The sequence below is a fragment of the Photobacterium sp. Ph5 genome (assembly GCF_022129445.1).
Taxonomy (GTDB): Bacteria; Pseudomonadota; Gammaproteobacteria; order Enterobacterales; family Vibrionaceae; genus Photobacterium.
This window is the reverse complement of sequence record NZ_JADQAQ010000036.1, coordinates 12,588-39,369: the sequence shown is the minus strand read 5'-3', so window position 1 is coordinate 39,369 and position 26,782 is coordinate 12,588. Positions and strand designations below refer to the sequence as shown.

Annotated in this window: 22 protein-coding genes; 15 read left to right on the top strand and 7 right to left on the bottom strand. The window is 37.6% G+C overall.

All coding sequences use genetic code 11. The features are described from left to right. The first annotated feature begins 4 nt into the window (after positions 1-4). From fdhF to I3259_RS14060, 8 genes are all read left to right on the top strand, one after another. On the top strand, positions 5-2,149 hold the full coding sequence (gene fdhF, locus I3259_RS14095; protein WP_238030192.1) for a formate dehydrogenase subunit alpha: 2,145 nt from the start codon (positions 5-7) through the stop codon (positions 2,147-2,149). A 261-nt stretch (positions 2,150-2,410) separates the two neighbouring features. Then, positions 2,411-4,573: a sigma 54-interacting transcriptional regulator gene (locus tag I3259_RS14090; protein ID WP_238030191.1), complete on the top strand. Its 2,163-nt coding sequence runs from the start codon at positions 2,411-2,413 to the stop codon at positions 4,571-4,573. A 48-nt stretch (positions 4,574-4,621) separates the two neighbouring features. Next, complete coding sequence (fdhD, locus tag I3259_RS14085) at positions 4,622-5,452, top strand: formate dehydrogenase accessory sulfurtransferase FdhD (RefSeq protein WP_238030190.1); 831 nt, start codon at positions 4,622-4,624, stop codon at positions 5,450-5,452. A 93-nt stretch (positions 5,453-5,545) separates the two neighbouring features. Next, positions 5,546-6,133 carry a HupE/UreJ family protein gene (locus I3259_RS14080; protein WP_238030189.1) on the top strand — a complete coding sequence of 196 codons (588 nt, stop codon included), beginning with the start codon at positions 5,546-5,548 and terminating at the stop codon, positions 6,131-6,133. A gap of 16 nt (positions 6,134-6,149) precedes the next feature. After that, positions 6,150-8,540 (top strand): carbamoyltransferase HypF, encoded by a 2,391-nt coding sequence (gene hypF, locus I3259_RS14075; RefSeq protein WP_238030188.1) that lies wholly within the window; start codon positions 6,150-6,152, stop codon positions 8,538-8,540. Between the two features lie 18 nt (positions 8,541-8,558). Further along, the gene (gene hypA, locus I3259_RS14070) at positions 8,559-8,900 is read left to right on the top strand and encodes a hydrogenase maturation nickel metallochaperone HypA (protein WP_045128683.1); all 342 of its coding nucleotides are present in this window, start codon (positions 8,559-8,561) and stop codon (positions 8,898-8,900) included. After that, entirely contained in the window at positions 8,900-9,967 is a 1,068-nt protein-coding gene (hypB, locus tag I3259_RS14065; RefSeq protein ID WP_238030187.1) for a hydrogenase nickel incorporation protein HypB, read from the top strand. Before hypA ends, hypB begins: the two co-directional genes overlap by 1 nt. 430 nt (positions 9,968-10,397) lie before the next feature. Further along, on the top strand, positions 10,398-10,703 hold the full coding sequence (locus I3259_RS14060) for a hypothetical protein (protein WP_238030186.1): 306 nt from the start codon (positions 10,398-10,400) through the stop codon (positions 10,701-10,703). A 45-nt stretch (positions 10,704-10,748) separates the two neighbouring features. Here I3259_RS14060 and I3259_RS14055 read toward each other — a convergent pair whose 3' ends face one another. The 4 genes from I3259_RS14055 to yjjG all read right to left on the bottom strand — a co-directional run bounded on the left by I3259_RS14055 (position 10,749) and on the right by yjjG (position 17,778). After that, positions 10,749-12,893, bottom strand: a complete 2,145-nt coding sequence (locus I3259_RS14055; protein ID WP_238030185.1) for a hypothetical protein — start codon at positions 12,891-12,893, stop codon at positions 10,749-10,751. Positions 12,894-13,523: 630 nt separating this feature from the next. Continuing rightward, complete coding sequence (brnQ, locus tag I3259_RS14050; RefSeq protein WP_238030184.1) at positions 13,524-14,858, bottom strand: branched-chain amino acid transport system II carrier protein; 1,335 nt, start codon at positions 14,856-14,858, stop codon at positions 13,524-13,526. Positions 14,859-15,419: 561 nt separating this feature from the next. After that, positions 15,420-16,739 carry a branched-chain amino acid transport system II carrier protein gene (gene brnQ / locus I3259_RS14045; protein WP_238030183.1) on the bottom strand — a complete coding sequence of 440 codons (1,320 nt, stop codon included), beginning with the start codon at positions 16,737-16,739 and terminating at the stop codon, positions 15,420-15,422. Positions 16,740-17,106: 367 nt separating this feature from the next. Beyond that, positions 17,107-17,778 carry a pyrimidine 5'-nucleotidase gene (yjjG, locus tag I3259_RS14040; RefSeq protein ID WP_238030182.1) on the bottom strand — a complete coding sequence of 224 codons (672 nt, stop codon included), beginning with the start codon at positions 17,776-17,778 and terminating at the stop codon, positions 17,107-17,109. 264 nt (positions 17,779-18,042) lie between these two features. Between yjjG and I3259_RS14035 the strand changes: the two genes are divergently transcribed. Beyond that, positions 18,043-18,291, top strand: coding sequence for a GlsB/YeaQ/YmgE family stress response membrane protein (locus I3259_RS14035; protein WP_238030181.1), 249 nt, complete (start codon positions 18,043-18,045; stop codon positions 18,289-18,291). Between the two features lie 74 nt (positions 18,292-18,365). On the opposite strand, the gene I3259_RS14030 is transcribed toward I3259_RS14035, so the two are convergent. Beyond that, entirely contained in the window at positions 18,366-19,268 is a 903-nt protein-coding gene (locus I3259_RS14030) for a chemotaxis protein (protein WP_238030180.1), read from the bottom strand. 467 nt (positions 19,269-19,735) lie between these two features. On the opposite strand from I3259_RS14030, the gene I3259_RS14025 reads away from it, so the two are divergent. The 5 genes from I3259_RS14025 to I3259_RS14005 all read left to right on the top strand — a co-directional run bounded on the left by I3259_RS14025 (position 19,736) and on the right by I3259_RS14005 (position 24,277). Then, positions 19,736-21,814, top strand: coding sequence for a glycosyl hydrolase family 18 protein (locus I3259_RS14025; RefSeq protein WP_238030179.1), 2,079 nt, complete (start codon positions 19,736-19,738; stop codon positions 21,812-21,814). A 123-nt stretch (positions 21,815-21,937) separates the two neighbouring features. After that, positions 21,938-22,096, top strand: coding sequence for a hypothetical protein (locus I3259_RS14020; RefSeq protein ID WP_238030178.1), 159 nt, complete (start codon positions 21,938-21,940; stop codon positions 22,094-22,096). 190 nt (positions 22,097-22,286) lie between these two features. Further along, positions 22,287-22,532: a hypothetical protein gene (locus I3259_RS14015; RefSeq protein WP_238030177.1), complete on the top strand. Its 246-nt coding sequence runs from the start codon at positions 22,287-22,289 to the stop codon at positions 22,530-22,532. 119 nt (positions 22,533-22,651) lie between these two features. After that, on the top strand, positions 22,652-23,476 hold the full coding sequence (locus I3259_RS14010; RefSeq protein ID WP_238030176.1) for a GGDEF domain-containing protein: 825 nt from the start codon (positions 22,652-22,654) through the stop codon (positions 23,474-23,476). 150 nt (positions 23,477-23,626) lie between these two features. Next, positions 23,627-24,277: an SH3 domain-containing protein gene (locus I3259_RS14005; RefSeq protein WP_238030175.1), complete on the top strand. Its 651-nt coding sequence runs from the start codon at positions 23,627-23,629 to the stop codon at positions 24,275-24,277. 107 nt (positions 24,278-24,384) lie between these two features. On the opposite strand, the gene I3259_RS14000 is transcribed toward I3259_RS14005, so the two are convergent. Beyond that, a complete protein-coding gene (locus I3259_RS14000; protein ID WP_238030174.1) occupies positions 24,385-24,561 on the bottom strand; it encodes a DUF6435 family protein in 177 nt (58 codons plus the stop codon). A 158-nt stretch (positions 24,562-24,719) separates the two neighbouring features. On the opposite strand from I3259_RS14000, the gene I3259_RS13995 reads away from it, so the two are divergent. Continuing rightward, positions 24,720-25,472, top strand: coding sequence for a TatD family hydrolase (locus tag I3259_RS13995; protein ID WP_238030173.1), 753 nt, complete (start codon positions 24,720-24,722; stop codon positions 25,470-25,472). Positions 25,473-25,588: 116 nt separating this feature from the next. Here the strand turns inward: I3259_RS13995 and I3259_RS13990 are convergent, their stop codons facing one another. After that, positions 25,589-26,578, bottom strand: a complete 990-nt coding sequence (locus I3259_RS13990) for a hypothetical protein (protein ID WP_238030172.1) — start codon at positions 26,576-26,578, stop codon at positions 25,589-25,591. Between the last annotated feature and the right edge of the window lie 204 nt (positions 26,579-26,782).

Here is a 26,782-nt window from a genome sequence, read left to right as displayed (position 1 = left end):
TAGTATGAAGAAATCAATTGTTGTTTGTCCCTACTGTGGTACTGGGTGCAAACTAAAATTGGTTGTCGAAAATAACAAAGTAATTGCAGCAGAGCCTGCAGATGGCCGTACCAACGAAGGTCAACTGTGTTTAAAAGGTTACTATGGCTGGGATTTCCTTAACGACACCAATTTATTAACTCCACGCTTGAAGCAACCGATGATCCGCCGTACACGCGATGCCGCGTTAGAAGCGGTTTCATGGGAAGAAGCTATTGATTTTGCCGGCGAAAAGCTAATGGCAATCAAGAAGCAATATGGCCCTGACGCGATCATGACAACTGGCTCAGCGCGCGGTCCAGGTAACGAAGCTAACTATGTGATGCAGAAGCTCGCACGTGCGGTGATAGGGACGAATAACGTCGATCACTGCGCCAGGGTGTGACACGCTCCATCAGTCTCCGGTCTGGAGACAACAGTAGGTAATGGCGCAATGAGTAACGCCATTCCCGAAATTCAAAAAACAAAATGTTTACTCATATTCGGTTACAACGCGGCTGATTCTCACCCAGTTGTAGCAAGGCACATTCTTAAGGCTCGCGCTAATGGTGCGAAGATCATTGTTTGCGATCCACGTAAGATTGAATCTGCACGTATCGCTGATCAATGGTTAGCGTTGAAGAACGGTTCAAACATGGCACTGGTTAATGCGTTAGCGAATGTCATTATTGAAGAAAACTTATACGACAAAGAGTACGTTGCAAATAACACTGAAGGCTTTGATGCGTTCCGTGAGCTTGTTTCTCGTTATACGCCTGAAAGTGTTGAACAAACCACAGGTCTTAAAGCGGAAGACATTCGTATAGCAGCACGTACTTATGCAGCAGCACCAGAAGCGATGATCCTTTGGGGTATGGGTGTTACCCAATACGGACAAGCTGTTGATGTTGTGCGTGGTTTAGCGGGACTTGCATTACTTACCGGTAACTTTGGTCGTGAAGGTGTAGGTTGTGGTCCTGTACGTGGACAAAACAACGTGCAAGGTACCTGTGATATGGGTATGTTGCCACACCAATTCCCAGGTTATCAGTCAGTAGAAGATGCTGATATTCGAGCGAAATTCGAAGCTGCTTGGGGTGTTCCATTATCTGATAAGCCGGGTTACCGTTTAACAGAAATTGGTCACAAAGTAGAAGAAGGGATCTGTAAAGCTTTCTATGTGTTTGGTGAAGATCCAGCACAAACTGAAGCCGATCTTGCTGCAATGCGTGAAACCATGCGCAAGATGGAATTAGTGATTGTGCAAGATATCTTCATGACACAAACAGCAGAATTTGCTGATGTGATCTTCCCTGCGACAAGTTGGGGTGAACATGAAGGTGTATACAGTAGCGCTGACCGTGGTTTCCAACGCTTCTATAAAGCGATTACGCCACCGGGAGACGTGAAACCTGACTGGGAAATTTTCAGTTTATTAGCAACCCGTATGGGTTACCCAATGTCTTATCAAAATACCCAAGAAATTTGGGATGAGATGCGTCACCTTGCACCACTATATACAGGTGCAACGTACGAGAAGATGGAAGGGTTAAAATCTGTACAGTGGCCATGTCCAACTGAGGATCACCCGGGTACACCTTTCTTGTTTGAAGGTAATAAATTCAGTACACCATCAGGTAAAGGTCAGTTTATTGCTGCGGAATGGCGTGCGCCATTAGAGCAACCTGATGCTGAATACCCGTTAGTATTATCTACTGTGCGTGAAGTAGGCCATTACTCTTGTCGTTCAATGACGGGTAACTGTTCTGCATTACAGACATTGGAAGATGAACCGGGTTATGTGCAGATGCACCCTGATGATGCGCGTCAGTTAGGTATTGACGATCAACAATTGGTTTGGGTTTCATCACGTCGCGGTAAAGTTATTTCACGTGCAAATTATAATGAGCGTGTAAATAAGGGCGTGGTGTACATGACTTACCAATGGTGGATTGGTGCCTGTAATGAATTGACCATTGAACATGTGGATCCAATTTCAAGTACGCCTGAATTTAAATATTGTGCCGTTAAGGTAGAAAATATTGATGATCAGGCATGGGCAGAAAATTACGTACAAACTGAGTACAGTAATTTAAAAGCACGTTTGAAAAGCCATGTTGTTAATGCTTAATAACAAAGAATGAGTTTATTTGTTTATTTTATTGTTCAAATAAACCATTAATGAAAATAAGGTTTCCAAGATAGAATGTTGTATATTTTAAATTTGGAAACCTTATATTTCATTGCTTTGCTGTATATTGCTACTAGTCATTCATATCGCTCAAATAATTAGCACTCGCTCTATTTTTCATCATTAGTTTGCATTTATATTTATTGTTTATTGATTGATATCAATACTTGGTTATTGAAATGGTTGAGAATTGTATAACAAATGCTTGAATTATTACTCTCTATTCGAGCGACATTATCAGCAAGAGTTAATGCCAACATGGAACGCTTTGAAAGTGATTTGATGACTTTTTCTAAAGCCTTATTATCAATCAATGATATTTCAGGCGTGATGGATTTTCTTAACAATGAAGATCTATTATTTATCAATGTTGAACGTGTGAATCTACTTTTAAAAAATGATCTTGATAGTCAACCTAGCCTTTACTATCTTGATCAAGATAAACAATGTCAGCAATTTGATTATACAGGCTCAAGTACTGGGTTAAATGGCGTTACCATGCGCGAATATTGCCATCAGATGGATGGTGAAACGCTATATCAAACTTTTCCTCAACTAGAAAATCATCCAGCGTATGACTCGGTTTTTAATTATTGCAAAATACCGCTATCTATTTGTAATCAACCTTTAGGTGCGATTGAATATATTAATTTAACTATGCCTGATGATAGTGAGAGCGAGAAGCAATTCAAATTATTTAATAATATGATTTCAGCAATGATTGAACATATTATAGAGCACCAAACTGCATCAACGTTTACTGAAAAACTAACAACTGAAAAAAACAATTTTCAGGTACTGGTTGATGTGACGAATACTGTTATAAGTCAAAGTACAAAAAAAGAATTGATAGGATCATTGTTGCGATTTTTATATCAGCATTTTGATATGACCGATCTATCGATAATTCAATTACAAGATGGGCATTATAATCAGCATTCTGCTTGTTTTATTAATAATGAAATTGATTATCAATGTCATTTCTTTACCAATGATAAACTAATTAAAAATGCAATTAAGAATAATCAGCCTGTATTTTTAAATGCGATAGATATTAAGAAAATGCAGGCTGATAATAATAGCCCGTACTTTCCAAGTCGTGTTAAAACCGCTTGTGTTATGCCACTTGTATTTAGAGGCATTGCGGTGGGTTATATCAGTTTTATGAAGCCTATTGAAGCTCCATATCAAAACACGGATCTTGAGCTATTTAAACAGATAGCTGCGCGTGTTGCGTTAGCTATGCATAGTATAAAAACACATCAAGCAAGCACTCCAAATCAACCTATTACTAAGTTTGTAAACATCGATGAAGGGATGGGTGAACACGTTATTTTTGACGATATTATTAGTCAAAGTGAAGTGATGAATAAAGTCCTTGAACAAGTCGCCCTTGTTGCTAGCTGTGACAGTACGGTGTTGATTTTAGGCGAGTCGGGGACGGGAAAAGAATTAATTGCTCGTGCTATCCATAAGTTAAGCCTACGCAGCAAAACGGATATGGTGAAGATGAATTGTGCCGCCATTCCTGCTGGTTTATTTGAAAGTGAATTGTTTGGTCATGAACGTGGCGCATTTACAGGCGCGATTAGCCAGCGTGTTGGTCGTTTTGAGCAAGCGCATAAAGGTACGTTATTTTTAGATGAAATTGGTGATATGCCGTTAGAGCTTCAGCCTAAATTATTACGTGCATTACAAGAAAATGAAATTGAACGTGTGGGTAAAAACGCATTAATCAGTGTTGATGTGCGAATTGTTGTCGCCACGAATGTTGATTTATTACGCCGAGTAGAAGAAAAGAAATTTCGTAATGATCTTTATTATCGTTTGAATGTTTTCCCTATCCAAATTCCGCCATTACGCGAACGTGCTGAAGATATCCCGTTATTGGTTAAACATTTTACCCGAGAACTTGCTAAGAAAATGGGGAAAACCATTACTGCAATTGCAGCTGAAGATTTAGCGGTTATGAGCGCATTTCCATGGCCGGGTAACGTTCGTGAATTGCGTAACTTTGTTGAACGCTCTGTGATTTTAACGCGTGGTAATGTGCTTAATGTCCCTGTTCATGAGTTAAAAACAGCGTCTCACTCTGCCCGTGTACCGACCGAAAAAGTGCCCCCTGTAGGACTGATTAACCCTGAAGCTACAGGTGTTATCAATACGCCAGAATCAGCAGTGAAAGGTGACGTAGTTAAACCCATTATTGATAAAGCAGACGTGATTAAAGCATTAAAGGCTTGTCATGGTGTAGTGGCAGGCCCGAATGGTGCCGCAAACCAGTTAGGACTGAAACGAACAACCTTATTATCCCGAATGCAGAAAATGGGGATTAATAGCCAAGATTTTCGAGGTGGTATCTGATGCTTTTTATACCAGCTTACATTTTTATTTAATTATAGGATCACTATTTTGACCACTCTTGATGTGCAATCAACCGATGCCGTTAGTGATGCTTGTCAGCGTCCGATCATTCGCTATCGCAAAGGAGAAAGCGATTTTAGAGAGATGGATTTCATTATTGAAGAAACGCCTGTTGCTCTTGCGTTTAATGGCGTTGCGTACACCGTGATGATGTGTACCCCTCATGATTTAGAGCAGTTTGCGATAGGTTTTTCATTGTCTGAGGGGATTATCGATCATCACCGTGATATTCACGATATGGTGATTACCCATCATGATAATGGGATCAATCTTGATATTACGGTTGCAAATCGTTGTGCTGAGCGTTTAAAGCAGAAACGTCGTTCATTAGCGGGTTTAACGGGCTGTGGTATTTGTGGTGAAGAAAAATTGGAAACCGTATGTCGGATGCTAATGCCATTGCCGATGATAGTTGAGTTTGATTTAAGTCATTTAGAACAAGCGTTACAGCAATTACTTGAACACCAAGCACTTAATCAACTCACTGGTGCTGCACATGCGGCGGCATATATCGACGCTAATGGTCAATTACTCGCAACATTTGAAGATGTTGGTCGCCACATCGCGTTAGATAAATTAATTGGTTATATCCATCAACAGCGTTTATCTGGCGGTGCTGTGTTAGTCACCAGTCGGGCTAGTTTTGAAATGGTACAAAAGGCGGCCTCAGCCGGTGTTGAAGTGTTACTTGCCGTATCTTCTGCAACAAAAATGGCTGTTGATTTAGCGGATCGTTTAAATATGACGCTATTAGGGCATTGTCGTCGTGGTCGAGCCGATGCTTATGCTCACCCAGAACGTGTTTTTGGCATGATTTGATCTCGTGCTTTCATCGTACTTTACGCTTACTCATCGCGTGAAGTGTTTTATAACCCTCCGGACCTCCGGTTACTTTTATTAAGAAGATATAATATGAAAATGAAACATCTAATGTTGGGCTTGCTAACTACTTCTTTTTCTCCTCTTGCTTTAGCACACCCTGGTCACATTGGTCCTCATGCTTCTGCGTTTATGAGTGGTTTTGTTCACCCATTTACGGGCATGGATCACCTAAGTGTTATGGTAGGTGTGGGTCTATTAGCGGCTATGATGGGTGGTAAAGCGATTTCACGTTTACCTCTTGCTTTTATCTCAATCATGATTGTAGGTGCTGCTTTAGGTGTATCAGGTGTTGTGATCCCAGGTGTTGAACTAGGTATTGCTGTATCTGTGATTGCAATGGGCGGCATGCTATTAGCGGGTGGTCGTATATCTGCGAAAGTAGCGACAGGTGCAGTAATGGCATTTGCATTATTCCACGGTATGGCTCACGGTATGGAAATGCCTTTAGGTGCTAAGGCTGTTGAATTCTTTATCGGTTTCGTACTAGCAACGGCAATTCTACATGCGTGTGGTGTGGTATTAGGTAAAGCTATCGCGGCTTCAGCTGCTAATCGCCGTGTTACTAATGTCCTAGGTGTCGTTATGGCGGCATTTGGTGGCATCTTAATGCTGTCTTAATTACAGGGCAGTTAGCGTGACAGACAACATTGCACGACAATATATTCATATTACCGGCATTGTACAGGGGGTCGGTTTCCGCCCCTTTGTCTACCAACTAGCGACACAACATGTGCTAGTTGGTTCGGTGATCAATGATTCAGAAGGGGTGAAAATAGATGTGCAAGGCTCTCTTGATACATTAACTATTTTCACTTCGCAGTTAATTGACCAAGCGCCTCCTTTAAGTCGCATTGATGATGTGGCAATTCGCACTTTATCGCTATGGTCTGAATTGGAAAAGCCGAATACCTTTGGTATAGAGCAAAGTCAGTGCCGTGACAGCACAACGGTATCTATTTCACCAGATCAAGGGCTTTGTGATGCTTGTAAGCGGGATATTTCCAATCCAGATTCTCGATACTTCCAATACCCATTTACCAACTGTACCCATTGCGGTCCACGTTACAGCATTATAAAAGCGCTACCTTATGATCGTGCAGTAACCAGTATGCGGGATTTTTCGTTGTGCCCTGATTGTGCCGAGGCATATCAAAATCCAGTCGATCGTCGTTATCATGCTCAGCCGATTAGTTGTGACTGCTGCGGCCCTTGGGTAACGCTTTATGATGCACAGCAGCGAGTGAAATCGAGTGGAGAATTACCACTTGTTGCAACAAAAAAAACAGCGATTGAGCAGCTTGCGCAAAAGATTAAAGACGGCGAAATTGTTGCAGTTAAAGGCATCGGTGGTTTTCATTTAGCGTGTGATGCCACTAACGCTCAAGCTGTGGCGAGATTACGTAAGCTTAAACATCGCCAGTCAAAACCGTTAGCCATCATGGCGGCAAGTGATGACATTGCTCAACAATTCGTTGAAGGTTGTGATGCTGAATGGAGAGCATTAGCAGCGCAAGCTAGACCTATTGTTCTCATGAATAAGCGTTTAGATATTGTTGCAGAAGAAGTAACGCGAGCAGAAGACGTATTAGCTGAAAATGTTGCTCCGAATGTACCGTATCTAGGAATCATGCTGCCGTATACGCCATTGCATTATTTGTTGTTTGATGAATTAAAAGCAATAGGTGCGACAAGTGCACTTGTTATGACCAGTGCGAACTTATCAGGTATGCCTATTGCCACTGAGTTAGCTCAAGTCTGTACTCAATTTTCAGGGAAAATCAGCGGTATTTTAGATCATAATCGTCCGATTGAGAGTGCGTGCGATGATAGCCTTGTACATTATGCTGGCGGCAAGATCCGTGTGCTACGTATGGCAAGAGGCTATGCGCCTGTGAGTCATTTCGTTACTGGTAGCAAACAAAGTACAGGCAATATCACCGTATCCTTAGGCGCTGAGCAAAAATCAACCATAGGGTTAGCATTACCTCAGCAATGGCTAATATCTCCCTATATTGGTGATTTAGACGATCTCGATACCGAGCTGCGTTATCAAGAAACGGTTAACCATTTAACGGCGCTTTATAATGTTAAGCCACAGCAATTGGTGTGTGATAAACACCCTAATTATCATTCCTCTCAATTTGCTGAAAAATACCAAGCCAAAGCCCATTTGGTCACACCACTTTTAAAGGTGCAGCACCATCATGCCCATGTATTAGCTGTGATGGCTGAGCATAATTTAACGGAGCCGGTTTTAGGTTTTACCTTTGATGGGACTGGTTGGGGTGATGATCACACCGTGTGGGGAGGTGAAGTCTTACTTTCTACGCCACAAAGTTATCAACGTGTCGGACATTTACGTCAATTTCGCTTAATTGGAGGCGAAAAAGCGATAAAAGAGCCAGCTCGTTTGTTATTTGCTCTTTTATTGGAATGTTACTCAGTCGATGCGATTAAAGCGATGCAGTTGTCAGCGTTTAAAGAGTGGAGTGATGTTTATTTCAATAACCTATACCGATTATGGCAGACAGGTAGTCAATCACCTTATACCTCATCGATGGGGCGTTTAATTGATGCGTGGACAAGCTTGTTAGGTTTGGTTGATCGCGTTGATTATGAAGGTGAGTGCGGGTTGAAACTCGAACAAGCGGCAATGAAAGATCGATGTCATCAACCTATTTCTTTCGCTGTTGACGCTAATGGTGTGATTGATTGGCAGCCACTTTTTGAATATGCGTTACCACTGTTAAGTTTAGTTGCCGATGATTATCGCCCAGCATGGCGAAATTGTTTGGCGCACAGTTTTATTAGTGCCATTGCTGACGTTATTGTCACTATAGGACAAACTTATAAGCCATTACCGATTGTTTTAGGCGGTGGAGTGTTCCAAAACCGTGTATTAGTTGATGAAGTGTTTGAAAAAGCCAGCGCGCACAGTTTATCCCTTTTTTGTGGTGAAGCACTCCCTGCTAATGATGCATCTATTTCAGCAGGTCAGTTGTGGTTTGCCATACATCAAAAATAAGAATGAAGAGATCTCGTCATGCATGAATTATCACTGAGTATGAATACGGTAGATACCGTGGTTGAACAGGCGAAAAAGCAAGGTTTTCATCGTGTAACTCGAGTGACATTATCGATTGGGACATTATCGTGTATAGAGCCCCATGCATTGGCAACAGGATTTGAATTTGCAACACGAGGAACGATAGCAGAAGGCGCGAAGTTAGCCATTGAGTCAGTACAAGCTCAAGTTTGGTGTATGGAGTGTCAGCGCTATATCGAAATGGATGAGCGTGGTGTCTGCTGCCCTCATTGCCAAGGTTATCAGCTTAAAGTTGAAACCGGTGACGAATTAATGATTAAAAATATTGAGGTAGAATAATGTGTAATGTATGCGGCTGCGGAGATAGCCATGTAGAAGGTGTCGACGATCACCATCATCATGGTTCTCACCACCACGATCATCATAGGCATAGTCATCACAATGACCATCACCATGATCACGGCAATGTTCATAAAGCGAGTAATGAACAGCCTGTAGTGATCCATCATCACTATTATCATCAAGGTGATGTTCACCATCATGTGCATTACACCTTACCCGCAACATCGCACCATGAACACAGCCACCCACACCCACATCATCAACATTCTCATCATGATCATGTATCGCACGAACATCACAACCACACTCATGATAGCCATGACCATCATCAGCCTGAAACCCTAGATAAAGGTGATTTGCACTACGGTAGAGGCGAAGCTGAAGTGCATGTGGCTGGGGTTTCTCAACGTCAACTTTTGACGTTAGAGATGGATATTTTAGGTAATAATAATAAACTGGCTGAACATAATCGCGAGCATTTTGAAGCCAATAAACAGCTTGTGCTTAATCTAGTATCAAGTCCTGGCTCTGGTAAAACTACCTTGCTTACTGAAACCCTGATGCAGCTAAAACAGCAGTATCCATGTGCAGTGATTGAAGGGGATCAGCAAACCTCTAATGATGCGGATCGTATTCGTGCGACACAAGTGCAAGCTATTCAAGTTAATACAGGAAAAGGCTGCCACTTAGATGCACAAATGGTGCACGATGCTTATCATCAATTAGCAATGAATGAGTCAGGTTTCTTGTTTATCGAAAATGTCGGTAACTTGGTGTGCCCAGCGAGTTTTGATTTGGGTGAGGCATGCAAAGTCGCGATTTTGTCAGTCACTGAAGGGGAAGATAAGCCGCTTAAATACCCTAATATGTTTGCTGCTGCGGACTTAATGCTGATCAACAAGGTCGACTTATTGCCGTATGTTGATATCAACATTGAAGATTGTATTGCTAATGCACGAAAAGTGAATCCCAATATTCAGGTCATAAAACTTTCAGCTAAAACGGGTAAAGGGATGGATGCGTGGTTAAATTGGCTGACTGAGCAACTTCAACAACATCAATAGTAATTACGGTTCAGTTGACATCTAAAACCACAGGTTCATGAAAAGTGCCTGTGGTTTTTCTGTTTTTACAGTTGATAGAAGGGAAATAGCTTATTGTGGTCATTTTTGAAAGGTATAGATTTTTAATAATATTTCATACTGTTATCGTTAACACTGATTTAATATCGTAACGAATGAGAAATATCCGCGAAAGGCTGGCGTAATAATGCTTCTGTTTTATACGATAAAATTCAGTTTTATTCTTTTTGAGAATTCACCTGGTGTATTATGAGAGTGATCAGCTTCAAAAGAATGAATTCTGGGAATAATTAACACTATCAATTTGTTTTTTTCTCTATAAAATGCCGCACAACTTCGCTAATGGCATATCGTTGATATTCATATTTCGCCTGCAATTAGTGACACATTTTGATGCTATGAATAGTCTACGATGAAAACTAAAATCTTACTTATTGCGCTACTACTTACTGGCTGTGATATGACAGCAACTCCTTTTACTCCACCTTCTACCAACGATATCGAGCAGTGCCAAATTTTGGTAACGAATAAAACTCAATATGCAGCAGAAACCATTATTGCTAATAATGTTGAAAATCAATCCGAAAGTAACCGAGGCTGGGTGTTTGTCGATCATATAAAACCGGCTCAACGTGGTGATATTAACTTTCGCTGTAACTTAGAGAAGAATAAAGTGGAAGTATGGGCGCCGGGTGCCGCAATGTGGAATGAGTTGTAATACCACTTTAGAAAAATTAGCCCTAATTGCTTAGGGCTATAGTTTTTATGATTTGTTATTTTTTATATAATTCCATTTCTTAAGAATATCTTTAGCTGTATATGACTCTTTAAATAAAGCATACCGAATAGAGATTTTTCCATTTACAATATTTGCAAGTATCATAGATTGTTTATCTTTTGTGATTGCAATAAATGTTTCATCTAAATTACTATCACTTGATTTATGAGTTAAACTACCATTAACAATGTCCCATTTTCGTGTTATTGGTGTTTGATCGTCGCCAATAGATGAGTAACTTCCATCTTTTTTATATTTAAACGTATTATAACTTGGAAGAATGGTATTACTAGAGTTACTGCTATCGAAGACAATGTTCCATTTCTGTTCAGAAAAGTCTTCAGCAGTTAATTCTATTTTTTTATAGTTTTGAAGATCGGTTGTGGTATTTAATATAAGATCATTTACATCAACATCAACTCTAAGATCGAATGAGTCGCTATTGTATATACTGATATCAGCATCATTGATATCTGTGTAACTTATTTTATTATCTTCTATTGTGTACGTTGTACTTTTGGCTTCTGAATCATCTTTATTGGTACCAGAAACGGTTCCATTTTTATAAATAAGCTTATCAAATCCACTTTCATTATACTTACTTTTATTAAAGCTTGCAGAGTACCAGTATTGATCATTTTCAATATGTTTCTTTAAGTCATCATTGATTAGAGTCTCACCATATTTCCACTGGTTGAAAATAGATGTTGCTGTGTTTTTATTATGAAAACTAAAGCCTTGCAAATGTAGTTCTGATCTTTCATCAAATTCATGGCTTTCACTAGTTGTGTAAGAACCAAAAACCATGGCGTCATCATTTTTTTCTAATAAAATCCATTTTTCAGTTTTATCTTCTTCGTCTGGGAATTTTAGTTCTAGAGCTTTGGTTATGACTGCTGTATCTGGTAATGTATAGTCCACAATCGACCATGAACCGCTTTCAGTATTTCCATCTTCAGTGCTTGTAAATGAATTATCTGAAGAGAATTTTAATTGTGCAAAACTTTCATCTACACCATAATCATCATCATTGAAAATAAAGTAATGATTATTATTGATTAAATCACTAATGTTGATTTCAATAGGAGATATAGATTCTAGATTATTTTTTGTCAGTAATAATATATTATCATTACTATTGATATGTGTTAATGAGAAATTGTCACTTAAGTACAAAAACCCCTCAATATAAGAAGATGATTGAGTGTTATTTACATATAATTTGTTTTTTGATATTGAATAAGACTCGATATATTGTTCAGAAAAACCAACTTGATAGTATTTTTTTTGATTTTTTTCAAATGTTATTTTATATAAAGCATCGTAACCTTCTCTTAAGTAATACCATTCTCCCCCATTTTCTAGATATGGCTTTAATTCATTAATTATCTTAACTTGACTTACATCACCATCATTTATATTGAAGTCAGTATTATCAACTACATCAAGTTTGTCATTGTTAATTAAATTATCAATTTCTGACGAAACTTTTTCAATATTTTTATTTATAGTATCAATATCATCTTTTGTTGCAGAAATAGTTTCATCTAATTGATTTGCAATACTACGTGCCAATGCGTGAGCTTTTACTGCTGATTCTTTTGTGTCTTCAGCTTTCTTTGCTTCGATATAGTCACCAGAAATAACAGAGCTATCTAAATTGTATTTAGCTGCTAATTCATCAATAGTTAAATTTTGAATGCTAGCAAGCGTTGTAAAAGGGGTGATAACTGTTTTCCCAGCAGTTGCAGTCATCGAATAACTTTTGACACTTTTACCGACACGGTCTGTATCTGAACTTTTACCAGCAATAACATTCGCGATTAATGGGTATTGTCGGTTTTCTTCTGTTATTTCTAGTTGACCATTTTCATCAGTAAGCGTGTCTAGTTTTTCATCTGCTTCACAAATACTATTGTTGTTTTTATCAACACAGATTTCAGCCTTAGTAAGGTAACCATCGATGACTTTGACAGCTATAGCTCCAGTTATTGTAATACTCTCATCTGCAACGGTTTCTGTAATTGCATCCTTAATTTTATCTTCAATTGAAGAATCGCCACCGCCACAGCCTGAAAGTAATAGCGCTGTAGATAGTGATGTTGCAAGTAACGATAATTTAAAGTTCATTCTTAGTTCCATTAATTTTTCTGATTGATTGAATCTCCTAGCGAGCTAAAAATATAAACATCCATTGCTTAATTAAAGTTAAATATATTTTTTTGCGAGTCATTAAATATAACATAATGTTATATATTATTATTTTTATCGTAATTCTAAATAAAGTCGAAGTTTATTGTACTGGGTTGCATTGTAGACTTGGTTTTTTAATTTGAAATGTGTAAATTTATAAGCACATGTAGGTTTTGGGAATATTGGAGTTCAGGATGATACAGAGGAGGTAAGCTTTTTAGAAATAATGAACTAAAGCACTTATATTTATTGTTGATTTTAGCGAAGTATGAACTTTTTAAGAGAATGGCATCATAGTAAAAATAAGCCTGAATGATAATATAGGGTAACATTTTAAAGGTGTCTGCAGTTTTATTGATCACAACAGATAAAGAAAATTTACCCTAAATTAAAGCTACTTGAAGAAATTGTCGATTTAACATAAGAAGTTCGTTATGTATTTATGAACTCAGAAATAAGTATTAAAAAAGCTTATGTTATTTAAGCCGTCATTCTCATCGTAAGCTTAGTTTATCATATCGATAAAAAAGTAAAAAAACGGCGATACCCCAATATCGCCGTTTTTTATTAATCGTTATTTGCCGTTTTTAATCGGTAGTCAACACGTCTAAACTTTTTCTCTGCGCTTGCTGTACGCCCAATCATCGCTGTCGTAATTAACATGAATAAAGACGGTAATAACCAACCTGCATGTGCGTTGTAAAGCGGTAATGTATCGCTGAAAAAGTCACCAAGTTCTTTTGGCATTTTTCCTAATATATTAATAGCATCAATAGTACCGAAAAGTGTTGCTGTGATCAGAACCGCACTGTGTGTAAGGCGTGAAACGGTAAATGTTGATGCCGCTAATGATGCTAATACTAATGCGATGGCAACCGGACAAAGTACAAGGATGGCAGGTAAGCTTACTTTCAGAATATCGTTTAATCCGAAATTCGCGATAATACCCGTTAGCACAACGATGATTGTTGCAGTGAAACCGAATGATGCTTTGAAGGTATCTTGGTAATATTCAGCGCACGCATTGGTTAAGCCCACTGTTGTGGTTAAACATGCCATTAAGATAATAGCAGCTAATAACCATTGTCCGTAATGACCAAATTCACCTGCAACGTAACGAGTTAAGATCACGCTACCATTTACACCATGCTCGGCAATCGTTGATGATGTTGCACCTACATAGCCCATAATGATGTAACAAGCTGCCATTAGCGTGGCATAAATAAGCGCAACTTTAATTGATGCGGACGCAATACCTTGCTGTGTTGTGACTCCTTTCGCCTTAATTGCATGAATGATTACCCAACCAAAGCCAACCGCCGCAATCGCATCCATGGTCATATAACCTTGTATTAAGCCACTTGTTACTGCACCTGTTTGATAATCACCAAACGGAGTTGCTGGTGCGCTAAGTGGATTAAGAAAAGCCGCTAATCCTAAACCGCATAAAAGAATAATTAAGGCTGGTGTCATGATCTTACCAATGTAAGTCACAAGGTTACCGGGTTTAAACGCGAGAAATAGAGTTAACGCAGAAAAGATGATAGAGAAAGTCACTAAGTGATCACTGTTAAAAAATGGTTGGATACCCATTTCATACGCGACGGTAACGGCGCGAGGCATACCAAAAGCAGGACCAATAGCGGTAAAGAGCAATACCCAAAATGTCGTTCCTAGCCACTTAGGTAGCGCTTTGGTTAGATTATTGGTATTACCAATTCGACCTAGCACAATGATGGTAAATGCAGGTAAACCTACAGCTGTGATTAAAAAACCGCCCATAGCAGAAGTCAAAGATGTACCAGCATCCAATCCCATAGCGGGTGGAAAAATCAAGTTACCTGCACCAAGAAAGAGGGCAAATGTCGTGAGACCGAGTACGAAGATGTCTTGTGTTTTCAAATGGTATACCTGCATTTTTGAAGTTATAGACAACCATCGCGATTATTGCGCAATGAGTTAAACGTCCATGATTAAAATTGTATTCCGCAGGTTTGCTGTAAGAAGATATTTGACTTGATAGTATCCTCCGCCAGCTCGGCTGACGGAAGCTTGCCCGCCAGCCTAGCGAATAATCACTAGGATAATAGCGGTAATAATTCGTGTTGTATGTTTTATGCCAACAACAGAAACCTCGCGCCAATGAATACATTGGTTCGATGCTAAGTTTTTTTGTGCTTTATGTTCGCGTAGTGCTGAATACATAACTTAACAACTTCTGTTTTGTGACTGAATTAACGCTTACAACATATAAAGAAAACGTAGAGTTGTAAACGAATTTTTTATGGTATGCGATTTATTACTCTTAAATGCAATCAATTAGCTAAATAAAATCATAATGATAGGTAAATATATGAGCATTTACGCTAAATTTTGTATTTTTATGCTTCTATATAAATAATCGAAGGCTGTGGTAGCGCTGATATTGAAGCTATACCAATGGCATAGCTTCAACTTTTCGTGTTAACAGGTAGCAACCGCATTTCGATTACGTTGAATAATATGAATCACTTTACTGCTAAAAATGGTTACCAGTACAGGGAGTAGCCATGAAGCATGAGCATTAAATAAAGGTAGCCATGCTGTTAGATCGTGATGAATAGATGAAGGGATCTTACTTAAAATGTTTAGTGCATCAATACTGCCAAATAACGTAGCAATAATGACGATCAGTGTTTGACTCATCGAGAATTTACGCTTTTCGTTACTCACTGTGTTCGGCATGAAAATAATGGCGATGATCAGTGATACAGCGATAGGACATAAAATCAAAATGGCAGGTAAACTAACTTCGATAATCGTTTCTAAACCGACATTAGAGATAATGGCTGTTAAGCTCATGATCACAACCGCACTGATTTTAAAAGGGACGTTATAGGTGTTTTTGTAGTATTCACCATTTGCATTAGTCAAGCCAATGGTGGTAGTCAAACACGCCATTAAAGTAATAGTGGCTAATAGAATTTGACCAAATGTACCAAATTCACCGGCAGCATAGCGCGTTAAGATCTCACCGCCATTGGTTGAATTGGGCGCAATAGAAGAAGATGTTGCACCTAAGTAACCCATTGCTAAATAACACAATGACATCAGTAATGCATAAATACCGGCAATGCGTAATGTGTAGTAAGAAATAGCTTTATTGCAGCTGATCCCCGTACTACGAATCGTTTGAATGATCACCCAACCGAATGCGACCGCTGCGATAGCATCTAATGTCATGTAACCTTGGATCATTCCGTTAACTGTAGGCGCGGTTTTATAAACAGCATTGGCTGCTGTCGGAGAGCCTAATGGATTAATCAAAGCTGCTATTACTAATACTGCTAGCATGACAATTAAAGCTGGTGTCATTACTTTACCAATATAGCTAACTAACTTACCGGGCTTTAATGCTAAAATTAAAGTGAGTAAGCAAAATAGCACTGAAAATAACATAAGCCCATCACCATGGTAGAAAGGTTTAATACCCATTTCATACGCAACAGTTACAGCTCGAGGTAAAACAAAGGCTGGACCCAGAGTTGTTAATACTAAAAACCAGAAAGTACGATCCATCCAATGAGGTAATGAAGCTGTAAGTTTATCAGCAGATGAAAGTCGGCCTAAAACGATAAGTGTTAAGGCGGGTAAACCGACGGCAGTGAGCAGGAAGCCCGCTATGGCGATTAACCAATTTTCACCGGCTTGTTGTGCCATCATAGGTGGAAAAATAAGGTTTCCTGCCCCTAAAAATAAGGCAAAAGTCATAAATCCAATGGCGGCAAGTTCTCTTCTCTTCAAACGGCATACCTTCTACATGAATGGTCAGTTTGGCTGGAAGATAAAAGGTGATTTAACATATCCGCCAGCAATAGTAACTGACGAATAAGCTTAAACGTCAGCGTTATTTGACGACGACGACAGAGACAAGCGCAAAAGTATTCATAACAAATACAGTAGAAGATACTGCTACATTGTTGTGATTGATTGAATACATAAGTTATGCGCTCGAATGAAATAATTGACCCAAAACTAAAGCTATTTTAGATAATTGTAAAGTGATATTCAGTAATTATTTGTATTTAATACGGAATGAACAATGTATTTATCGCGAATGTAAAATAAACTTTCGCGATAAATATCGGTTGTTAGATTTAACTTATTGTTTCTAAGCTAATATTTTTTCAAGTTCAGCCAATGCTGATACTTGATAGGTTGGCTTTATATTTTCAGGTAACAATTGGTTTTGATGGTTAAACCAACATGTGTCTAAACCTGCATTAATACCACCTAAAATATCTGACTGCGGGTTGTCGCCTACCATCAGTACAGCGTTTGGTTCGGGATTCCCCATTTTTTCAAGACTATAATTAAATATGCGGCGATCGGGTTTTGCGACGCCGACCTGTTCTGAAATAACAAGTAGATCAAAATAATCGGCCAGCCCTGTTTTTTCTAAGCGGATTTTTTGCAGCGCAGTAAAGCCATTAGTAATAATGCCTAACTTAACGCGACCATTAAGAGAATGGATAAGTGATATGGTACCTGGCAATACTTCACAAATGTCTGCCATTGCTTGCATGTAATCATCATTGAGCTGTTGTTCTGTTGTATTAAGCTTTTTAGCCCATCCCCGAAAACGCGTTTGTTGAAGTTCACTGGCTGAAATATCACCATTTTGATATTGCACCCATAATGGACGATTAATTAATTCATATTGCTTAAAGTCATTTTCATTAAAGGCGATATCATAACGAGAAAACATAAGCTGTAGACCTTTAAAGGCATCAAAATAGAACAGGGTTTCATCCGCATCAAAAAGAATCCAATCGTATTTCATATGTATTATTGCCTTATAATATCTATCTAAAAATCATCGAATAGCACGCATATTACACTATAGTGAGTAAATCAGAAGTGTGATTTTAAGAGGATAAAAGTAAAAATACCTTATGCTATAAAAAGTTAGAATAGTCATATTGGGTATAGTCAGTTTATTGTGATTTATAAATATCCTGACAAAGAATTGAACTTTATTAGTCGATAACTGTCTACACTTACCAATTATAAGTATTTACGATTTAAAAAAGTATAGGAGCTCTTAATGGGTATTTTATCTTGGATTATTCTTGGTTTGATCGCTGGTGCATTGGCAAAGTTTTTAATGCCGGGTAAAGATGGTGGTGGTTGGATTGTAACAATGGCATTGGGTATTGGCGGTGCATTTGTTGGTGGTTATGTGGGCAAATTTATCGGTTTAGGCCATGCTACAGGCGTAAACATCGGCAGCATTATTACTGCTACCTTGGGCGCATTTATTATTCTGTTTATTTATAACCGTTTTATTCGTTAATTTAACGCAATATCACGTGATAAAAGCGAGAAATTACCACACTTATATAGTTGGTGACTTCTCGCTTTTTTATATTAACTAGTTAATGCTAAATGTTGCTCTGCACCCCGTAACATCGCATGAATTAATTCATTCGCCTCAAATTTTGTCAGTGCTTCTTGAGCGCCAACTTGGTGTGCTTGAGACACACTGATTTCACTCGAAAGCGATGTATGTAAAATAATATAAGTTGAGACGAGGGCATCACTGTTTTTGACATTAAATGCAAGTTCATATCCATCTAACCCTGGCATTTCGATATCGCTAACCAAAATATGGAACGGGTCTTTTGCTTGCGCTGCCGTTTGCATCATATTAAAGGCATCTTGTCCATTTTTAGCAACAAAGTAGGGTACACTAATGCTATCAAGTGCTTGAGTTAATTGCTTTCTTGCTACGGCTGAATCATCAACTAAGAGTATTTTTAATGGACGTAAAGTCTCACGTTCAAGATCTGTTAACTTAGGTAATAATGTTGAAGGATCATCTGGAAATATTTTAGATAGAAGCAATTCAACATCTAATAGTTGAATTAATTTATCGTTATCGCGCATAACACCAGTAACAAAAATATCACTACCTAAATGTTGGGGAGGTGCTTCAATATTTTGCCAGTTGCATTCCGTGATCCGTTCAATTCCTCTGACCAAAAAACCGACTAACTTACGACGGCAATCTGTAATGATAATAAAACAACGTTGACGTTCTTCTTGGCTGATTGCGGGATAACCAATCGCTTTTGCCATATCAATAACAGGAACAGTGTCACCTCGTAATGTGGTTGTGCCAAGTACGGTTGGGTGGGATTTTGGGATAACACTTAAATTTGTATAAGGTACGATTTCACGAACTTTAAGTGTACCAATCGCAAAGCTTTGTAGTGTGGACAGCTTAAAGAGTAACATCCCTTGTGATGCATTCGTTGCATTCTTTATCATACCGAATCCATTGCATAGCTAATTTATATTAATTGAGCTTTATGATAGCACCGTAGAAATATATACAAAATGATTATCAATAAAAATTAACAATTAATATATTAGTAAATTAATATTTCTTACAACAACTTTAATATTATTTTTTGATCTTAGTAGAAATAATGAATAAATGTAATTTTGTTTTATTTATTAGATGCGAATATCAGTATTTACAATAAAAGTCATGGTTTGATGTTGCTATGTATGCTTCTTTCTATCTCGACTAGGTTAGGGTTGTTAAATCATGACCCAGTTTTACCTTGTTATTCAGTATAAATTGATTATTTATTGGTGAATATAATAAGAGATAAGTTTTATAGTGGCGGTATAAGGCTACCGCTTGGGATGTTATAGGAACAGTATTGAGAATATTATCATTTTCTTAGTTAGCTAATAACACTATCTGTACGAGATAAGTGGAGTGGAATATGTTTATAAAAATAAAAAAATCATGGATTGAAAATATCTCAATTAGTCTTATTTTATTGAGTTTCTCAATTAATACATATGCACTATCAATGCATAATAAGAATGTTATTGGTTATCTTCCGCAATGGGAAGCAGCTAAAGGTGTTGAAGCTGGATACTCTATTAAGGGAGAAGCAACACAGCTTAATATTAATTTAGAGATATATACAATTATTAATTTCTCTTTTTTTGGTGTCGCAAAAGATGGCTCTTTGCATAGCGGTGATTTCCGTAATAGTGAATTGTATCTAGAGAGCACGGTTCAAGAACCGGCCCCATTATTTAATACATCAAATAGTTGGGACCTTCCAATCTTATGGGGGGAGTTAGAATATCTTAACTATTTCCCCTTTAACGAAGTGTCAGATGCGGATAATTTTGCCAACGTCAAAGCGCAAGGGTTTGTTCCGCAAGGGCATGGCTGGTTACATTTACCATCAGGAATTACGGGTAATATGCCGATCCCTCTAAAAAAACAAGGAGGGGCACTTGGACTGCTTGATCTTGCTCACCACAAGGGAGTTAAAGTAATGGCATCAATCGGTGGTTGGAGTATGTCTAAACACTTTCCTGAAATGGCGGCTAACCCTGATAAAAAAGCCCGTTTTCTTGCGGATATTGATAAATTAATCGCCTTTGGTTTTGATGGTATTGATATAAATTGGGAATATCCTGGTTTTGGTGGCATGAATTTTAATGGTAGTACTGATGATTTTGCCAACTTTGAACAATTGATGGAAGATATTCGTGTTCATATCGGTCCAGACAAATTACTGTCTGCTGCATTTTCAGCGTCGACATCAAAACTCACAGGATATAATTGGAACCGTTTAACAAAGTCGATAGATTATTTTAATATGATGACGTATGACCTTGATGGAGGTTGGTCGACTGTTGCTGGTCATAACGCGCCACTTTACTCTTATCCGGAGCAAACCAATGAGTCACTTAACCTTGATACTCTTCGAGGTTGGCTATTTGAACGTGGTGTCGCACCGGAGAAAATAAATCTAGGTGTTGCATTTTATGGTCGTGGAGTAAAAACCACTGCAGCCAAAGCCTATGTCGGTGCACCAACAGCTAAAACTAGAATGGAATTCGATATAGATGGCCCTGCTATGTCTGCTGCTGATACTTACCATTGGGCTGCACATGATGGTCAACCTAATTACAATGCGATTGTTAAAGCGATTGGTTGGGAACATAAATGGGATGCGAACGCACAAGTTCCGTACGCAATAAAAGATCAGTATTTTTTAAGTTACGATAATCCTAAATCGATAACGGAAAAAGCCGAGTATGTGGTTAATCACGATTTAGGTGGAGTAGCCGTTTGGCAGGCTAGTGGTGATATTCAATGTCATGGTCAGTTTATATCTTACGGCGATAGGTTAAAGCAGTGTACTCAGTTGTCTTCACCATTAGCAGAGACGATAGACCATGTTTTTTCAAATACAGGAAAGAATACTGCGCCAGAGCTTATTGTACCATCCCAACAGTCTATTGAGTCACTGCAAACGTTACAATTTACGGTTACAGCAACAGATGCAGAAAATAATCCATTAACTTTCACAGCAATAAATGCACAGATTGTCACTGCAGAAAATGGAAGGGCTGTTGTTAGTTTTATTGCGCCTAAAACGACAACAGATATCACCACAAGCGTGACGATTATTGTGTCGGATGGACAAGTTGAAACGATAAAATCAGTTCCTATTGATGTAAAAGGTAAAAAAGAACCCCCTTTAAATGAAGAGCTCTGGGATAGAAATACTGTGTATTACGCTGGTGATGTCGTCTCTTTTAATAGTGTCTATTATATTGCGCAATGGTGGACAAAAGGGGAGCAACCTGATTTATCACCTGTATGGGTTGTTGATAATCGTTATGATACGAGTGAAATTCCTCAGTGGAAGCCCATAAGTGTTTATCATGGTGGCGATAAAGTGAATTATCAGGGGGATATTTATCAGGCTAAATGGTGGACTCAAGGTGATAAGCCAGATCATAAATACTCACCATGGAGCTTAATTCAGTAATTGAACGCCTATTTATCAACAGATTATTGTGTTAAATATTTATAATGACGTTATCACAGCAATATTTTTATTCAACGTTATACTCACAATGATATATCAACAAAGATCAGTTAAGGAGTAAACATGGACTTAGTGAATAAAAACGGTGAAATCGCTGTCTTGGCAGATAATTTAACGCTAAAAGAAATTGTTGATATGGGGTTTTCTGTCGACTTATGCGATAGCGGTTACGATAAAAATGAACATTGGACAGTAGTATCAAAACCAGAACCACAAGAGTAATCGTTAAAATAAGAAAAGCTTCTTTATAAAAAGAAGCTTTTTTGTTCATATTGAAATATTGATTATTATATATGTAAGGTAAGAATTAAATAAATATTTAAGCTATATTCTAAATGTAGTTAAGATGTAATTTTAATCAGATAGGAGTAAGTTATCATTTCTTACTTAATTGATATAAAGAGCATTTACGATGAATACTTCAAATAGAGAATTATTAGATAAAATTATTGAACTGGATGGTAAAGATTTAACTACATTAAATCATGAAGAGAATAAAATATTAGAGGCATTTAAAAAGCGTGAACATGAGTTTGGTTTACGTGTTGAGGTTGTTACTGAAGCACCGGTTGAAGATTTAAAGCAAGGAACGTCAAGTTATCAAATAGAGCGTGAAGAGCACAGTTACCCAAGCCGAATTTTGATCGTTAAAGAATAAGCGATGATGCGTTAGGTGGAAATACTCAATTTTTAAAGAGCTGTTTCATTTAGTGCAACTTGATTCTTAATGGGTGTTTGATGTATATTTATAAAATATTGAATTCATGAATTATAGTAATGATTGATGCTGTAAAATTGTACCTGGCACCATTTTTAGCTGGTTTCCCTGGTTTTCTATGCGTTCGAAATAAAGAACATCGAATTGTTTTTATCAATGAAAACTTGAAGCAATGGCTGAATCTTTATACTAACGTTGATTTGGTTGGTATGACTTATGAAGAAGTGGTGTCGAGTAATATTCTCTTATCCTGTTTTATAACTTATGTTTATCATCATAATTTAGCCTCTGATGTGAGTGCTCATTCATCGGCAAATGTTATTGAATGTAAAATAGAGGATAGGATTCTCTATTTTGATGTAATAGAGTTTGACACAATAATAAACACAGAGACGTTTTATTATACTGTCGCGAAAGATATCACTGATCTTTATTGTGAGAAAGAGCAGTATCTGCACATATCATTAATTGATGATTTGAGTGGACTATATAATAAACGTTATTTTAAGAACTATTATTTCACAAATAAAAGTACGATTATTCTTATTGACTTAGATAATTTTAAACATGTGAATGATGAGTTTGGCCATATCAAAGGCGATGAGTTAATTCAAAAATTCTCCTCATTGTTACGTTCTACTTTTCGCTCAGATGATTCAGTTATTCGATATGGTGGTGATGAATTTGTGATCATTACTGAAAATAATAATATCTCTGCAATTAAAAATAGAATGAAGTTGATTAATGAAAAAATAATCAATGAATTTGGTGATTTATCCTTTATATCATTCAGTTATGGTGCTGAATGTTATCAAGGAGATATTGTTAAGACAATGAATAGTATTGATAAAAAAATGTATGAGAATAAGAAAACAAAATTGTAAAATAATTTTTCGTTGAATTGATTTTAATTATTTTAGACTCTGTTCATCTTCAATTAATTTAAGAGACATAATATATCTGTTACAGGTAATGCATAGTCAAACAGTATTTTAGACCTTTTAAATTAAGTCACTGTGCATAGAGGATATTTTATGAAACGTTCTATTCTAGCATTTGCAGGTATTGCCGCAGTTGCGTGTATGAGTACTGCGGTATGGGCTGCTAATAATTCGACTGAAACTATCAAGTTATATCAAGAGCCTAATGCATCAGCTAAGGTAGTTGAGACTATAAAAACAGATATACCTCTGATCACTATTTATAAAAATGAAGGGTGGTCAAAAGTAGGCGATCCAAGCAACGGTCAGACAGGTTGGGTTCAAACCGTAGATTTAAAAAATGTTGATAGTGCTGCAGCTAATGTAAAACCAAATCAAACGACGAAAACAGTAAAAACAGATAATGGTGAGAAAACCGTAACGAAAGGGACGGTACAGACTCCTCAGGGGCCAATGAATTATGAGATTGTGCAATTTCAATCAAAAGGTGATAACGGTAAGGTAGATAAAGCATTCTTTAAACAATTGCAGCAACAACAAATTGAGATGAATAATGTATTTGCAAACTCATGGAATGATATTGATGGGATGCAAATGAATATGTCTAACTTAATGGTAAAACAGCAGCAGCAAATGATGGAAATGCAAAAGCAATTTCAACAATTTGCGCAGCAAACAATGGCGCCAGCCAATCATAAGATTGAATTAAAAGATGCGACACCTGCTCAACCTGTAACGAAATGATGCAGTAATTAATTAACAAAGAAAGCCTCCAATAGCTTTAACTCATAGAGTAAAAAGACTATTGGAGGCTTTTTTTTACTGAAATTAACAAGCTGTTTATGAAAAGCTCAGGTTTCAGGTTGATTGAGGTGCTTGATTTGCTGAAATAGTTCATCAGCTTCTGCTGTTAACCGAGAATAGGTTCTGATGTCGCCATTCCTTTGCGCATGCATAGCTTCTTCAAGTAGCATTGAGTGACGTTTCTTTAATTTTTTGGCGGGATTATTTTTAAACCAAGAAAGCATGTACATAACTCCATTAATTATATTTATATCGTGTACGTAGTATGCGATATAAAAGATTAATTAAGCTAAGTTTAAGAACGATTAATTATATTAACGCATTGAATAATAAACGTTATTATGTTCTATTGCTTTGTCTTATCTCGATTGGAAATATTACTGTGCTAATTGATATTCACTGCCATCTAGAAGGTGTGCTAGCGTTTGATAGAGAACGGTTTTTTAAGCAAAACGGCAAAATAGCTGCCGTATCTATGACGAAGGAAAGCGCGTTAGAATTGATACGCTTAAAACAACAATATTCAGATCAGGTTTATCTATTTCTTGGTATTCACCCAGAGAAAGATGTCAGTGAACAAGAGATCCAAGCTGTTATTGATCTTATATACCAACATCATCATTTATTGTCTGGAATTGGCGAAATCGGCATTCCTTTTTTTTACTTAGACGAGAAAACAGAGCAAGAAAAACACCTTATTAAACAGCAGGGAAGTGAGCGGTTAGCTCGTTTTGTTAAGATTGCAGCAGACTTAGAACTACCTGTAAATTTGCATGTAGTAGAAGATGATATTCATTATGCGTTGCCTATTTTAAAGGATTATCAAATTAAAGGGGCGTTGTTCCATTGGTATGAAGGCAGTGATGAAAATCTCGCCTTACTTCATCAACAAGCACATTTCATCTCGGTAAGTCCTTGGATCTTTGTCGATCCTCATTACTTGGAGTTTGCTAAGAAAATTCCGCTTGATATGCTGTTGGTGGAGTCAGATTCGCCGTGTAAATACAATGGCGTGCAAGGTGAGCCAAATATGATCAATCCAGTGATTGATGTATTAGCAAAACATCATCAATTATCATGGGATGTAATGGCGACACTAATCAATAAAAATACGAAACGCTTTCTGAAAATTTGAATATGATGGTTTGTAGGTTGTTTTTGAGTGCGGCTATCAGGTGACATATGAAAAGCAAAGCCGCCTTTAATATTAAATCATGGAATATATTAAAGGCGGCTTTTATTGTGGTGTGTTTAGCAAAGTAGAGGATTACGCTTAGTGGCTTTAAGTACCCCAAGCTTGCACAGCAACTGTTTTTCAATACGGTTCGGAGAGCGTCTGAAATAGAACAAGTACTCGGTCATCACTGTGAGCTCTGCTTTTTCATCAACTGTTAACGCATCAACGCTTGCTAGTAGCAAATCAACAGACTCAAGCTCTGTTATTAGACATTGTTTCTTCTTATGTAGTTGATCATAGAAGAACTCCAAATTGACGTCACACTCTTGCTTGTAGCTTTGTCTTACCGCAATTAAGCGAAGTAGTGCGATAATGTAAGCTTGGCTCATCTCTTTAGCTTCAAGTTCTGCCAACTGGTTAAGTACATACACGCGTGCTGAAATACGTAATCGCACTTCGCTAAGGGCCTTTTGTTGTACCCATGCGTCCCAAAAACCGGTGATTAAGGTAGAAACCAGTGGAATGTATACGCGAACACTACTGCGTGATATCGATTTTTGAAGTAATGCCTTGATAATAAAGTTGCTAAGTATGTCTTTACCAGTATATAAGGCAACTTTAATATAGCGAAATTTACTAAACTGTTTATACGGTTTTATACCGTGAATATTCTCAACAGGCTCAGAAAGCTCCATAACCGCACGCACTAATGACGCTTTCATTTTACCACAAAACTGGTATTTAGCTGACGCACGGTTGATAAGAATAGCTGTCGTAATAAATCCAACTTCAAACAGTAAAAATAACTCCAAGCCAATAAAGACAATATTAATGACTGCGAGTCTTAACAGGTTATCTAAGGCTAACCAGTTTTCACCTAGTAACTCTAAATAGATTTCGAAAGAAACGATAAAAAAGGTAGTGATGAATCCAATAAAAAAAGAAAGCGCAACGCATAATTGGCATAGTTTTTTATCATTTACCGTATGGAACAGACCCTGAGTTATCGGTAGATAACGTTCAACGCGTTTGAGTCCCCAGTTTTCAATTTTTGCTTCAATCATGTTTTATATATCAAGCTCGAATAGAACATAATAACGATGTTAATCATTGGGCGAGTATTTTAAGTGGTGGGGCTTAAAACACATAATGAATTTCTATAAGCGAACTAAAAATAAGCAGTTAGAAAATTAATCTAACTGCATTTTAAAATAATGAGTTGCTTTTAACGCATTATAACAGAAATTAAGGTACTTAATAAAACAGTG

Bases quoted from the DNA above. Each gene is read 5' to 3' on its own strand.
- I3259_RS13990 (WP_238030172.1), bottom strand. From the start codon at position 26,578: ATGATTGAAGCAAAAATTGAAAACTGGGGACTCAAACGCGTTGAACGT.
- I3259_RS14015 (WP_238030177.1), top strand. From the start codon at position 22,287: ATGAATACTTCAAATAGAGAATTATTAGATAAAATTATTGAACTGGAT.
- I3259_RS14055 (WP_238030185.1), bottom strand. From the start codon at position 12,893: ATGAACTTTAAATTATCGTTACTTGCAACATCACTATCTACAGCGCTA.
- I3259_RS14030 (WP_238030180.1), bottom strand. From the start codon at position 19,268: ATGATAAAGAATGCAACGAATGCATCACAAGGGATGTTACTCTTTAAG.
- hypA (WP_045128683.1), top strand. From the start codon at position 8,559: ATGCATGAATTATCACTGAGTATGAATACGGTAGATACCGTGGTTGAA.
- I3259_RS14005 (WP_238030175.1), top strand. From the start codon at position 23,627: ATGAAACGTTCTATTCTAGCATTTGCAGGTATTGCCGCAGTTGCGTGT.
- yjjG (WP_238030182.1), bottom strand. From the start codon at position 17,778: ATGAAATACGATTGGATTCTTTTTGATGCGGATGAAACCCTGTTCTAT.
- hypB (WP_238030187.1), top strand. From the start codon at position 8,900: ATGTGTAATGTATGCGGCTGCGGAGATAGCCATGTAGAAGGTGTCGAC.
- I3259_RS14090 (WP_238030191.1), top strand. From the start codon at position 2,411: ATGCTTGAATTATTACTCTCTATTCGAGCGACATTATCAGCAAGAGTT.
- I3259_RS14020 (WP_238030178.1), top strand. From the start codon at position 21,938: ATGGACTTAGTGAATAAAAACGGTGAAATCGCTGTCTTGGCAGATAAT.
- I3259_RS14010 (WP_238030176.1), top strand. From the start codon at position 22,652: ATGATTGATGCTGTAAAATTGTACCTGGCACCATTTTTAGCTGGTTTC.
- I3259_RS14000 (WP_238030174.1), bottom strand. From the start codon at position 24,561: ATGCTTTCTTGGTTTAAAAATAATCCCGCCAAAAAATTAAAGAAACGT.
- I3259_RS14035 (WP_238030181.1), top strand. From the start codon at position 18,043: ATGGGTATTTTATCTTGGATTATTCTTGGTTTGATCGCTGGTGCATTG.
- I3259_RS14080 (WP_238030189.1), top strand. From the start codon at position 5,546: ATGAAAATGAAACATCTAATGTTGGGCTTGCTAACTACTTCTTTTTCT.
- I3259_RS14025 (WP_238030179.1), top strand. From the start codon at position 19,736: ATGTTTATAAAAATAAAAAAATCATGGATTGAAAATATCTCAATTAGT.
- I3259_RS14060 (WP_238030186.1), top strand. From the start codon at position 10,398: ATGAAAACTAAAATCTTACTTATTGCGCTACTACTTACTGGCTGTGAT.